Raw genomic sequence first — 13,280 nt, 5'->3', positions numbered from 1 at the left:
GGGCAGTTGCTATAACTGTATGTACATTATTGTCGTGTAGCGATTCTGACAATAGTATGAACGAACCTATTGTTCAAGGTAAAAAGGCAGCTATTACTGTTAAAATAAAAGGAAGTACCGTTACTCGGGCTCAAACGGGTGAGGAGGCAGGATCGGCCGATGAAAACGCTATCAAATCGTTGGAATTTTTTGTTTTTAACTCTGACGGGTCTTATCAAAAATATTTTAAGCCAGAAGTTTTAGCCACGAATAATCAGTACACGTTCCTTGTCGACGCAGGAAATCTTACTGTTCTCACTGCGGTCAATCAAAATTTGGGCGAACCTTCTCCCGCGCCGGCTTCATTGACGGATTTCAAAAAAAATAGTCTTTATAAAGAGCTTTTATTAGATGGCTCAAATTCTCGTGCAGATATCAGTACTTCCACAGGATTTGCTATGGCGGCAGAAGGGACGATTAATGTTGTGGAGGGGGAAACGAATACGCTAAATCTCTCTGTTCGTCGATTATTGAGTAAAATTGAAAGTCCTAAGGTGGACCCTTCAAATCAAATTACTGCTCCCAAAGATGACCTGCTTAAAATATTGGGATTGGGTGAAAATGGTACGGTTCCGAGTGATTTGAAATGGACCTTCGACGGTTATATGGTTATTAATGGAATTAATCAATCGCGTGCTTTTGAATATAAGGAGCTCGAAGATTGGACGCGTTTTGCCACAGCTACTAATTTCAAGACGACATTTTCTATGGACGGGGAAACGGTTGAATCTGTGTATTCTGTGAAAAAAGACGATGCCGATGAGACCACGAATGGTTTTTTACCAGCGATTTATGATAAACCGGTTTATGTATATGAGAATGTTCCGACTACTTTGCAAGGTGGTAACGGTTCGGTTGCAACGGTATTCGATAAAGATGAAGTAGTGGCTTTCATTGTTCGAGGAACGTTCTCGGGTACAGGTGTAAGTGGCGTAACTCGTTATTGGAGAGTTAATTTGTTAAAAGACGATGCTTGGAAAATCTACCGTAATAGTATTTATCGCATAACGATGAAAGATATTAAAACTGTGGGTTGGTCTACGCCGAAGGAGGCAGAGGAAGAAGGGCCGGTCGTTAGTCCTACAGAAAGTTCTATTTCCATCAATATAGAGGTGGCTCAATGGGATGTAAGGACACAAGATGTAGATTTATAAATAGCATAAAGACTGATTGCCATTATTCTTGGAGTAGAAATACTACTCCAAGAATAATGGTAGATAAAAAACGATTGTATCGTGAAGAAGATAATTCTGGTATTATTGGTGATATTTTGTATGGGGTGTACTCGTGAGGGGCCGCATTATGGTTGTGAAGATGGGGCTTTGAGTTTGGTCTTCACGCATGAGGGAAGTACGGCTAACTTCGATCGTTCGGTTGCAGATGATATAGAATTGTATTTGTACGATAATAATGGGAAAAATGTAGAAATGAGGCATATTCCTTACGAAGAAATAAAAGGAGGAAAACCCTATTTCCTTGAACAAAGATATACTGGAAGTATCTATTTGATTGCTTGGATTTTATCGGGTGATAGAGTAGATGGAAAGGCCCCGATTGTGTTTTTTAATGAAGATAATTATTTTACAGCAAGATTTGCAATGGGGGAACGACCGATAAGTCGCTCTCAATCGTATAGCGGCTCGTCGCAGGAGCTTTTTCTAGGGAGTTTGATGTTCGATTCAAATCCATTAGAAGAGAAAGTTATTAATGTTGAGGTTGAAAAAATGTTATGTAGTATTGCGGTTACTATAAAAGACGGTAATAGTTTTAAAAAACAGTATCCGGGAAAACTCAGTATGACTGTTGCAGGAGCGTCTGATTCTTATCATGTTTCTAAGGGTCACCAATCTGGTGATCGGGTTATAATAGAAGACAATTTTACTTATGTTGAGAGCGAAGACGAATATGTTTCGAATAATAAAGTATTGCCCGCCTCTATGGAGGCAGAAAGTGGGTTGGAAGATAATATCGTCATTACGATTTTGGAAAATGGGATAGCTCGATTGGCGGTTGACACAGAAACTAAGGCTAAAAAAGGTACACGGATAGATGTGGTAATTAGACCAACTCAACAGGAAGCAATTATTTCAGTCGATTCATGGCAGATTCGTAAAGCTCTGATCGTACTATAAAAAGGTGACAATATGAAAAATTTATTTATATTATCGATTATCTTTACACTGGTAGGATTTTATTCTTGCCAAACTAGGTTTAACGATGAACCTTCTTCCGAAGACTATTCTTCTGGTGAGTCGGAAGTTGAAATATCTATTGTAACCGATCCAGTGAGTCGAAGTACCGAGTATTCCACTCCGAATGAAAATATTGTCGAAAATCTTGATGTATTGCTTTTTGACTCAGAAGGGAAATTTCTTTGTTGGCGAACTACTTTTAAAATAAATGGAAAGTTGCGTACGACACTTCCTATTGGTAAAGATTATGATGCTTATTTTTTTGCTAATTGTCGATCGTTTATTGAAAAGATGCTTCCCGATGAGGTAACCGAGAGTCAATATATAGGGAAAGCCGACTGGGAGGTGTTTCGGAAAGAGTTGGTAGATGAGGATCCGAAGAGACTATTACAAAATACTCCTGTATTTACGTGTTTGCCCATGTGGGGAATGCTGGAAAAACAAGAGGTGAAAGATGGAGTAATTAATTATTGGCCGTTGTTGAGTCTTATTCGGTCGGTTGCGTCTGTTGATGTATATGTGACTACCGATATTGCAGAATTTACACTGAAAGATGCTACTTTGTACAATGTTCCGGATAAAGGTTTTTTGGGTAACAGTTCGAATAATATCGTCGATGATAAAGTGCAAGTGGCGTATTCCCCAGTAGATATGGGAACTGCTCTTATTTTGGAATCAAGCGATTATAATATCTCCGACCAATCTATTGCCAATAAGCTGTATTTATATGATAATGATACCCAGACCGAAACAGAAAATCGGAGACACACTCGTCTTGTAGTTGGAGCTGAGTATAAGGGGTCGAAATATTATTATCCGATTGATTTCGAGGACTCTGAGGCTGATAAGCTTATTGAGATTGTACGAAATAAAAAGTATGTCTTTAATATTAATTCAGTTAGTGGTCCCGGATATACCGATAAAGAAACGGCTGCGGGACAACCATCTGTTCATCTGAATGTCAATATTGTTGAATGGGACATGACTGCCGGACAAATGGGGACAAGTGGTAATTACTATTTGTGGACAGAGAAGCGAGAGGCTGTGTTATATCGAGATACGAATTCGATGACTTCTATCGGAGTGGAAAGTAACATTTTATCGCAGGCTATTCTTTTGGCATTTAAAACCGATATCAATGGTTCTGTTACTACACTGCCTAACGGAATTCAGAACAATCGTTTTAAAGTTGAGCTTATCGATGATACCGATGGTTATCCTATAAGTCTCAGAGTAACTGCTTTAAGAGATTTTGATAAGACAACGTCTACCGCCAATACAGATACGATCGTATTGCTTTCTGGAAGAATTAGGTTAGAAATACAAATATTTCGCTATGACAAAGGAATGAACGATTGGGAACTAGATGACGATATTGACATTGATTTGGAGAAATAATTACATATATAATCATAAAAATAGATAGTATGAAAAAAGTAATATGGTCGTTTTCTCTTTTGGTAATGGCCCTTTTTCTGTCTTGTAGAGAAGATGATGCCGATCGATTTTTCTCTGGGCAAAATGATAAATTAATCATAAATTTTAGTGTTCAGGATCCTACTAGCGGATTAGCTACACGTTCGGCAATAGCTCCCGAAGCTGGGGAAGAAAATGTGAAGACGCTTGATTTGTTTTTTTTCGAATCGAATAGTACTGGAACAGGAACTTTTAAGGGGCTGAAAGAATTAATTGCAACCCCGGAGAATCCGCTGGTAATGAATACCGATATGGTATTTGATTTTTCGGATATTGGATTGAGCATGACAGAACCGTATGATATTCTGATCGTTGCTAATATGGGAGATAATTATTTACCGACAGATGGCTCTCAAACATTAGCCGACTGGAAATCTGTAATTCAAAGAAAAAATTATAAAGAGGCAAAAGCGGAAATTCAAGTGTTTATGTCGGGTACAGATACAAATGTACCGGAATATACTACGAAACCACTGGAAAGCGACGCTTTGTTGATGAGTGCCTCATTAAAAAAAGGTAAGCAAGATACTAAACTTAAAGCTGTATTACAACGTGCTGTTTCTCGTTTTGATATATACAATTTGGCGGCGGGATATACTATTGAGACTGTATCGGTTTGGAATGCATACCCGTCTCTTTTTGTATGGAACGGAGAACCGAATGCTTTTGATAAAGATGCAGAGCGTATTGCGAGACTTTATGGATTTGAGAACAAGACCGGAGGCAATGAGCTGGTTGGAAAATTATACGCTTTTGAAAATTATGTAGCATCACCCAAACAGAATGATGAGTTTACGACTTGTTTAATTATCGGTGTGAGAAACAGTAGTTCCGGTACTGTATCCTATCATCGGGCAAATATTCACCCACTTGGCTCTGGGCAATCTCTTAAACGTAATAATGTATATAAATTGACTATTAACTCAGTTAAAAAAGAAGGGTATACGACAGAATTGGAGGCATATAAGGGTGAAATAGCTTCGCTGGGTTATTCCATTAACTATTGGGATATGGATAGTCATGGTACTGTGCAGTTCGATGGAGATAATATATTAGCGATACCCACAAAAAAAGTGATGTTTACACCTAATGGTGGAAGTTACAGTTTGGGTATATTTACTTTTGGCGAAGGGACTTTATCTCTCAGCAAAAAAGTATTGGACGATGGTATATCGGTCGGTTTGAGTGGTAAAACTTTGACCGTTTCTGCCACAATATTGAGTAATGTAAAAGACCAGCGTAGTGGTATTATAGAACTTTCTTTTGGTAATTTGAAAGCTACGATTGATATAGTCCAATTAGAGGGAGGAGATCTCTATTTGAAATTAAATCCCAAGAGCATACCTTACTTTGCTAATACTGCTGGGGTTGCGGCTCCACCCATTGCTGTGGAAGGATCGGGAGATTGGGAAGCGACTATTTATCCACCGGGCGCAGGGGCCTTCTTTTCTTTTGCACAAACTGGGACTTCGGCTGTGACCGACTACGATAGCGGTAAGGCAACCAATAATATTATTCCGATTTATACTCATACAGCCAATGCGACTACCAGCCCACGTTACGGTTTTTTGGTAGTTAGTCTAAAAGAGGATCCTTCGGTGCAGAGTACCATGTTATTGATTCAGAGTGGAGAACCTGGATTTGAATTGACACCTTCGGTTACTGCGATTGATTTTGAATATGATGGAGAGTTGACTATAACGGGAAATAATACAAATACGTTTCTTGTCAATCCGGGACTGTCTACCGATGGAACGACTGTAAATCAGTGGAAATATGTCCTTGAAGGAGATAACGCCGAGGCATTTGAAATAAAAGATATTCACGATGATAAAGATTTGAAGCTTAATCGATTGACCGTAACGGCAAAGCAAGAGAACGCAAGTAGCAATACTTTAAATGCCCGTCTTTATTTGGCATTGGTGGACGATCCCAATGTAAAATCTCATGTGATTACTATCAGTCAGAAACCTATGTCCTTTAATACAGGTATTGTAGGGAATACCCTTTATGTTTCTGAGAATGCAGATGAGACGCAGGTCGTTAGTTTGCAAGGTAGTAGTAGAATGAAATGGATTGCGGAGTTGGAACAGCCGGAACCGGCATTAGTACATACTTATGCCGTAAAATTAGTGGGTGAAAAAGGCGATGCCATGTCATGGGGATCGGAATATTCGATGGGTACGAAATTTAAAATACAATTGCCTAAGATTTTGTATAAAGATGCGAATCGAGATATAACGTATCATGTAAAATTGACTTTGGCGGGGACAGATGTTTCTTCTCGTATTGCAATCGTTAGGAAAGTGCTTAAACCCATTTCGATCAGTGTCGCAAACCTTTATGGAGGATATGGTGCTCTTGGAAATGGTATTCTTAGTACCTTTCGGGACTATGGGATTTATTCTACTTTCTTTGGTTCGCAAGGGATAGTTTATATGCCTGTAACGCCGACTTTGCCGAATAACGAAAGTAATAGTGCAGGGGTAGGAGCTAATATCCCGGATAATGTCAATGTTCTTTTCTCGGGAAGGTATGCGACGACGGTTTCCAATTATTACGATAATTTGATTACGTGGTTGGAAAATAGCCCTAATAAAAATAGGTTTGCTATTGTTTCTTTGGATAATAGTAACTCGGAAAATCAAGCACTATTTGCTAAATTTACCTCATGGGGATATAAATATAGAGGTAATACCGGTTCGTATGCCTCTTGGGTAACTTCTCATACGAATGACCCTGTGTGGGATTATATAGTTAAGAATGGGCCATTCAGTAATTTTCGGCCTTCTCAACAAATTAATTTTAACGCGATGTTTTATAGAGATGGAATAAGTGGAACTTTTGATGTTCCGACAGGCGTGACTAGCGTGTTGGAGGTTGCAGGCAATGGCTGTTCATTATCCATTGATTTGCAACGACGAATAATATTTTTGGGGGATTCCCAGCATACCAACACTTGGACCCCTGCTTGTAATGCATTGGCTACTGTCACCGATAATGAGTATTATGGTCGTGGTGTATTGTGGGCGACTTTGTGGGCTATTATTTATAATACGGCTCAGTATGGGGATCATTTTACAGATGTATTTAATACCCGTTAAAAATTATATCGGGTAACTTGTATTTGTAGGTGTGAAAGAACTGATTAATTTTATTTATTGGTCGGTTCTTTCTTTTGAGAACTCAGTGAGAATAGACGGCTTTGAGAATATCTGTATTTGGACGTCGTTATTGTATGGATTTATGCTGAAAATTCATCAGTTCTCTTTATCTTTGCAAGAAGTAATTGTAAGAGTGAAAACGGAATAAGATTTGTTCCTGCTTTCGTTTGTGCTATTTTTGTTGGAATAAATAGGAAGAGATTTTTTTAATGAAACCAAAAACCGAAATTATACTTATTAATATATCGGGTGACGATAAACCGGGAGTAACGACCGCTTTGGCAGAAGTGTTAGCCCGGTACGATGCTTTTATTTTGGACATCGGGCAGGCCGATATTCACCATACGCTTTCGTTGGGAATATTATTTAAAACTGACGAAACCAAATCGGGCGATATACTTAAAGATCTCCTGTTCAAAGCCTATGAGCTTGATGTGAACATTCGTTTCTCTCCTATTAGTGAAGAGGAATATACGCGTTGGGTGGGGTTACAGGGAAAGAACCGCTATATCATTACGATATTGGGGCGTTGTATTACAGCCCGTCAGATAGGTGAGGTCACCCGTATTGTGGCAGAGCAAGGATTAAATATCGATGCCATTCAACGGCTTACGGGACGTATTCCGCTCGATGAAACGGTTCGGCCTCCCAAATCATGTATTGAGTTATCTGTGAGGGGTACGCCGAGAGATAAAGTGGCTATGCAGTCCGAGTTCATGCAACTTTCTGCACATTTGGGCATGGATATATCTTTGCAGGAAGATAGTATATATCGCCGTTGCCGTCGGTTGATCTGTTTCGATATGGATTCTACACTAATAGAAACCGAGGTTATCGACGAGTTGGCAGTGAGAGCCGGGGTAGGTGACGAAGTGAAAGCGATTACCGAGTCGGCTATGCGAGGGGAGATCGATTTTTGCGAGAGTTTCGCACGACGTGTCGGTCTGTTGAAAGGACTCGACGAATCGGTCTTGAAAGAAGTAGCTGAATCGCTTCCCGTCACCGAGGGCGTGGATCGTCTGATGCAAGTGTTGAAACGGGCCGGATTCAAAATTGCTATTCTTTCGGGTGGATTTACCTACTTCGGAAACTATTTGAAACAACGTTATGGAATCGATTATGTGTATGCCAATGAGTTGGAGATAATCGATGGGAAATTGACGGGACGTTATGTCGGCGATATTGTCGATGGGCGTCGAAAGGCTGAGTTGTTGAAATTGATAGCACAGGTAGAAAACGTGGATATAGCTCAGACGATAGCTGTCGGAGATGGAGCGAATGACTTGCCTATGTTGAGTACGGCAGGTTTAGGTATCGCTTATCATGCTAAACCGAAAGTGAAGGAAAACGCTAGCCAGTCTATATCGACGATAGGCCTCGATGGTGTTCTCTATTTTATCGGATTTAAAGATTCGTTTATTTCCGAAGCCAATTGATGAGTATATTTTGCCGGGTTGTTGCAAATGATAATATGAATTATGAAACGAATTTTGTCGATTCTCTTTACAGTGGTTTGTGGATTGGCTTGTTTACAGGCCCAGACCGTGGGCTTGGTTTTGAGCGGAGGCGGAGCTAAGGGAATAGCGCATATAGGTATTATCAAAGCCCTCGAAGAAAATAATGTGCCCATCGATTATGTAGCCGGTACGTCGATGGGGGCTATTGTGGGGGCATGGTATGCTATGGGATATACCCCCGACGAAATGCTGGATTTGATTCTTTCCGAAGATTTCAACTTGTGGTCTCGTGGAATTTTTGACAAAAGATACGTCTATTATTTTAAGAAACCCGATCCTACTCCCGAGATCGTTACATTTAATGTCGCTTTACAAGACTCGACTAAATTCGAACCGCATTTCTTGCCTAATAGCCTCATCAATCCGTTCCCTATGAATTATGCGTTCATGAGTATATTTGCACCTTATTCGGCACAGTGCGAAGGGAATTTCGATAATTTATTCGTTCCGTTTCGAGCGGTTGCCTCCGATGTATATCACAAGCGAGAAGTCATATTGAGGAATGGTGATTTGGGTGATGCCGTGAGAGCTTCCATGAGTTTCCCTTTCGTATTCAAACCGATTGAAATCGACAGCGTATTGGTCTATGACGGCGGTATTTATAATAATTTCCCTGTCGATGTGATGAAGTCCGATTTTAATCCCGATATCATCATCGGGAGTATTGTTGCCGCTAAACTGGATAAACCCAAAGAAGATGATTTGATGAATCAAATCGAGAATATGGTCATGCAAAAAAGCGATTATACTCTCGATCCCGAAGATGGGATTTTGATGCGTTTCAATTTGAGTGATGTAGGACTTCTCGACTTTCCCAAAGCACGGCAAATTGCCAAGATAGGATATGACCGTACGATAGCTATGATGGATTCTATCAAAAGTCGTATTCCCAGAGAACTATCTCAGGACACCCGCCAATTGCAGCGAATGGTTTTCAAAAGTAAAACCCCCGACCTTGTATTTGATAAAGTTTCGGTAGAGGGAGGGAATCATCAACAACGGGAGTATATTCGTCGGCAATTCGATTCAGATGAACCTTTTTCCGATGAGCAGGCTAAGGCTGCTTACTATAAAACCATATCCGATGGAAAAATATCCGATTTGATACCTCATGCCCGATACGACAAGGAAAGTGGCATGTTCAATCTCGATATTAAAGCAAAAGTGCACGATCAACTGGCGATAGGAATGGGAGGATTTATTTCGTCGACTAGTTCCAATCAAATATATATAGGTGCACACTATCGCACGGTAAGCCTCAATTCTCTCGATCTCGATTTAGGTGGGCAAATAGGACAGTCTTATACTTCTGGCATGTTATCGGCTCGTTTCGATTTGAAGACCGTTATACCTATGTATCTGAAACTGCAAGCTGTGGCTTCTAAACAAAAGTTTTATCAAAATGAAACGTTGTTTTATTCCGACCGTATGCCCTCTTTTATCACACAATCCGAGCAATATGTGAAGTTACGGTTGGGGTTGCCGTTTTTGACCGGTTCAAAAGCTGTCGTTTCTGTTGGATATGGTTCGATGAACGATAAGTATTACCAATCCAATACGGTAGATTTTTCCAAGAATGAACAGGATCGCAGTCGTTATAACTTGCTTGTAGCATCGATGAAATTCGATCAAAATAATTTGAATAATTACATGTACCCCACCTCTGGTACAGATTGTTCCGTATTAGGGCTATTGGCGTATGGAAAAGAACGATTCAAACCATATAACTCGAATTTGCAACCACATAGCAAACAGACACTTTCGTGGTTACAGATAGAAGGAAATATTCATACCTATTTCCCTTTGGGAAATAAATTCGTGTTGGGTGTTCGGGGAAAAGCCGTGGTATCGAGTAAAGGACTGTTGAGTAATTATACTTCCACACTAATCCAAGCACCGGCATTTACTCCTACTCCGCATAGTAAAACTATCTTCAATCCAGCTTTTCGTTCCACACAATATTTGGCTGCGGGAGTGATACCCATTTGGAAAATCCTGAATAATTTGCAATTTCGCAATGAGTTCTATGTTTTTGCTCCATTTCGGCAGATTTACGAAGGTGAAAATATGGTTCCCTATTATGGAAAAGCCTTTACGAAGTATCATTTTATGGGCGAGAGTTCCTTAGTGCTCGATCTCTCTTTCGCTTCGATTAGTCTTTATGCCAATTACTATGATTATCCAGCACGTAACTGGAACTTCGGTATAAATATCGGTCTGTTGGTATTCAGTCCTAAATTCTTGGAATAAGAAAAAATCTATTTATCTGAAAATGGGTACGATAGAAAAAAATCATATATTAGAGGTAAAAAAATAAGATAAAAAGATACGTCGGAATAAAATTATTCCTATCTTTGCAACCGCAAACGGCTCCGTAGCTTAACTGAATAGAGCATCTGACTACGGATCAGAAGGTTACAGGTTTGAATCCTGTCGGAGTCACTCAATGCAAGGTTGTTCAAGCGAGAACAACTATATGAAAAAACAGATTTGGAAATGGCTCCGTAGCTTAACTGAATAGAGCATCTGACTACGGATCAGAAGGTTACAGGTTTGAATCCTGTCGGAGTCACAAAAAGGGTCCCATATAATCTATATGAGACCCTTTCTTTTTGGAATTCTGTCCTTATTTTTAGCTCTCTTATTTCCGATTTCGTCGGAATAAGAGGGGATTTAATGTTCGTCTAAAATCTCGTTACTATCTTCTTCGCTATTTCCGTCGTCTTTTTGAGAAGCCGGTTTAACCACCCATGCGCTCAATTCATATAATGCATATAAGGGAACGAATACGACAGACAAAGTAAATGGGTCGCTCGATGGTGTGATAAACGCAGCTAATATAAGTAGTATGACGATAGCATGTCGGCGATAAGTTTTGAAAAAACGTCTTGTGATAAGCCCCATGTTCGACAACAACCAGCACAGCAGGGGTAATTCGAATACGAGTCCCATAATAAAATTAAGTGTGAGGAAGTTGCTCATGTATGAGTCCAGTGAGATTTGGTTAGGAACCATTTCGCTCACTTGGTACTCTGCCAAAAAACGCAACGTTAACGGAAATACAAGAAAATATCCCACTCCGATACCGATAAAGAACATGATATTTCCTGCGAGAAATGCCCCTCTGGCATGTCGTTTTTCGCCGGCGTATAATCCCGGACTGACGAAAGTCCACAGTTGATAGATGACATATGGAAACGCAAACAACAAGGCAATCCACATGGACGTGCTCATGTGGATAAAAAACTGGGAAGCTAATTGTATATTGATAAGTTTTACCTCGAAATGGTCGTTGCAAAAATCCGGTAAGATGGACGTGTGTTGGCTCAGGTCACAAAGTAGCCGATATAATATGAAATCAGAATGACAGGGCGCAAGGATAATGCTGTCGAATATTCGAGGCATGAGAGTAAAAAACACGACCGATAAGAGGATAATTGCACCGACCGAGCGTAGTATGACTCTGCGCAGGTCATCGACATGATCCCAAAAACTCATCTCTTTCAGCTCGTTATCCATGAATGTGTCGTGGCTCTACAAGTGTGGTAAAACCGTAAAATATCATTTATACATGAGAATGCAGAAATGATAATGATTATAATTATAGTGAACGATCGAGTAATTATTTCCCTTCTTCCTTTTTCTGTTCCTCGTTTTTGGAGACCGGAGCATTTATTTCCTCTTCGATTTCGTTCATTCCCTTTTTGAAACTACGTACACCCTTCCCGATACCGTGCATCAATTCCGGTATTTTTCTACCTCCAAAAAGAAGTAAAACCACTACCAATATAACAATAAGCTCTGTCGTACCGAGGTTCCCGAAGAGTAAAAGTATCGCAGAAAATGTGTTCATTTATTTTATCGTTTAAGTATTATTTCGTTCAATGGGAACAAAATAAGAAAGAATATTTGTATAATACAACAAATCTATATCAAAATTGATTAACTTTGCAGCGATTTTTGAATAAGGAAAATTTTCCGTAATTAAAAAAGAAGAAAATGAAAGCATTTGTATTTCCCGGACAAGGGGCGCAATTTGTAGGTATGGGAAAAGACCTCTACGAAAATAACCCCGTAGCCAAAGAGATGTTCGATAAGGCCAACGAGATATTGGGCTTCAATATCACCGACCTGATGTTTAACGGAACAGACGAAGATTTGCGTCAAACCAAAGTTACCCAGCCTGCTATATTCTTGCACTCGGTAATTTTGGCAAAAACGATGGGTGACGATTTTAATCCCGATATGGTAGCCGGTCACTCGTTGGGTGAATTTTCGGCATTGGTAGCCGCCGGAGCACTTTCTTTCGAGGACGGTTTGCGTCTTGTCTCGGCACGTGCGCAGGCTATGCAGAAAGCTTGTGAAAAAACACCGTCGACAATGGCGGCTGTGTTGGCTTTACCCGATGCGAGAGTCGAGGAATTGTGCGCTTCGGTAACCGAAGGTGTCGTGGTTCCTGCCAATTATAATTGCCCGGGACAAATTGTTATATCGGGTTCTATCGAAGGTGTAGATGCTGCCTGTGCAAAGATGTTGGAGGCCGGTGCAAAACGGGCTTTGAAACTCAAAGTGGGTGGTGCTTTCCATTCTCCTCTGATGGAGCCGGCTCGTGCTGAATTGGCAGATGCCATCGCTCATACCGATTTCCATGCTCCGAAATGTCCTGTTTATCAGAATGTGAATGCAGAACCTCAAACCGATCCTGAAACGATCAAGAAGAACCTTATCGCTCAATTGACCGCTCCGGTACGTTGGACACAAACTATCCAAAACATGATCGCCGCCGGAGCCGATACGTTTGTCGAGGTAGGACCGGGAGCTGTGCTGCAAGGTTTGGTAAAGAAAATTTCGTCGGAAGTAGCGACTTCGGGAATCCAGTAAGTCGTACTACA

General features: G+C 40.4%; 9 protein-coding genes and 2 tRNA genes. 9 read left to right on the top strand and 2 right to left on the bottom strand.

All coding sequences use genetic code 11. The features are described from left to right. The 8 genes from QVD32_RS04205 to QVD32_RS04170 all read left to right on the top strand — a co-directional run. Positions 1-1,193, top strand: a 1,193-nt coding sequence (locus QVD32_RS04205) for a fimbrial protein (RefSeq protein ID WP_353847090.1), incomplete at its 5' end; no start/stop codon positions are given. An 81-nt stretch (positions 1,194-1,274) separates the two neighbouring features. Next, entirely contained in the window at positions 1,275-2,171 is an 897-nt protein-coding gene (locus QVD32_RS04200) for a FimB/Mfa2 family fimbrial subunit (protein ID WP_021892122.1), read from the top strand. A 12-nt stretch (positions 2,172-2,183) separates the two neighbouring features. After that, positions 2,184-3,629: a fimbrial protein gene (locus QVD32_RS04195; protein ID WP_021892123.1), complete on the top strand. Its 1,446-nt coding sequence runs from the start codon at positions 2,184-2,186 to the stop codon at positions 3,627-3,629. A gap of 29 nt (positions 3,630-3,658) precedes the next feature. Then, positions 3,659-6,811: a hypothetical protein gene (locus QVD32_RS04190; protein WP_021892124.1), complete on the top strand. Its 3,153-nt coding sequence runs from the start codon at positions 3,659-3,661 to the stop codon at positions 6,809-6,811. A 269-nt stretch (positions 6,812-7,080) separates the two neighbouring features. Continuing rightward, positions 7,081-8,307, top strand: coding sequence for a phosphoserine phosphatase SerB (gene serB, locus QVD32_RS04185; RefSeq protein ID WP_008860881.1), 1,227 nt, complete (start codon positions 7,081-7,083; stop codon positions 8,305-8,307). A 42-nt stretch (positions 8,308-8,349) separates the two neighbouring features. Then, positions 8,350-10,638, top strand: a complete 2,289-nt coding sequence (locus QVD32_RS04180; RefSeq protein WP_021892125.1) for a patatin-like phospholipase family protein — start codon at positions 8,350-8,352, stop codon at positions 10,636-10,638. Positions 10,639-10,756: 118 nt separating this feature from the next. Continuing rightward, positions 10,757-10,830 (top strand) — tRNA-Arg (locus QVD32_RS04175). Positions 10,831-10,886: 56 nt separating this feature from the next. Beyond that, positions 10,887-10,960: transfer RNA gene (locus tag QVD32_RS04170), tRNA-Arg, on the top strand. Positions 10,961-11,061: 101 nt separating this feature from the next. Here QVD32_RS04170 and tatC read toward each other — a convergent pair. Continuing rightward, positions 11,062-11,907, bottom strand: a complete 846-nt coding sequence (gene tatC, locus QVD32_RS04165; protein WP_021892126.1) for a twin-arginine translocase subunit TatC — start codon at positions 11,905-11,907, stop codon at positions 11,062-11,064. Positions 11,908-12,010: 103 nt separating this feature from the next. Further along, positions 12,011-12,241 carry a twin-arginine translocase TatA/TatE family subunit gene (gene tatA, locus QVD32_RS04160; protein WP_008860878.1) on the bottom strand — a complete coding sequence of 77 codons (231 nt, stop codon included), beginning with the start codon at positions 12,239-12,241 and terminating at the stop codon, positions 12,011-12,013. Positions 12,242-12,387: 146 nt separating this feature from the next. Here tatA and fabD point away from each other — a divergent pair, with 146 nt between their 5' ends. Further along, positions 12,388-13,269, top strand: a complete 882-nt coding sequence (gene fabD, locus QVD32_RS04155; RefSeq protein WP_021892127.1) for an ACP S-malonyltransferase — start codon at positions 12,388-12,390, stop codon at positions 13,267-13,269. Positions 13,270-13,280: the final 11 nt, after the last annotated feature.

The sequence above is a fragment of the Barnesiella sp. genome (assembly GCF_022723415.1).
In the GTDB taxonomy this organism is placed as follows: Bacteria; Bacteroidota; Bacteroidia; order Bacteroidales; family Barnesiellaceae; genus Barnesiella; species Barnesiella intestinihominis.
Note: the sequence above shows the minus strand (reverse complement) of the source record. Positions and strands in the feature narration are given on the sequence as shown.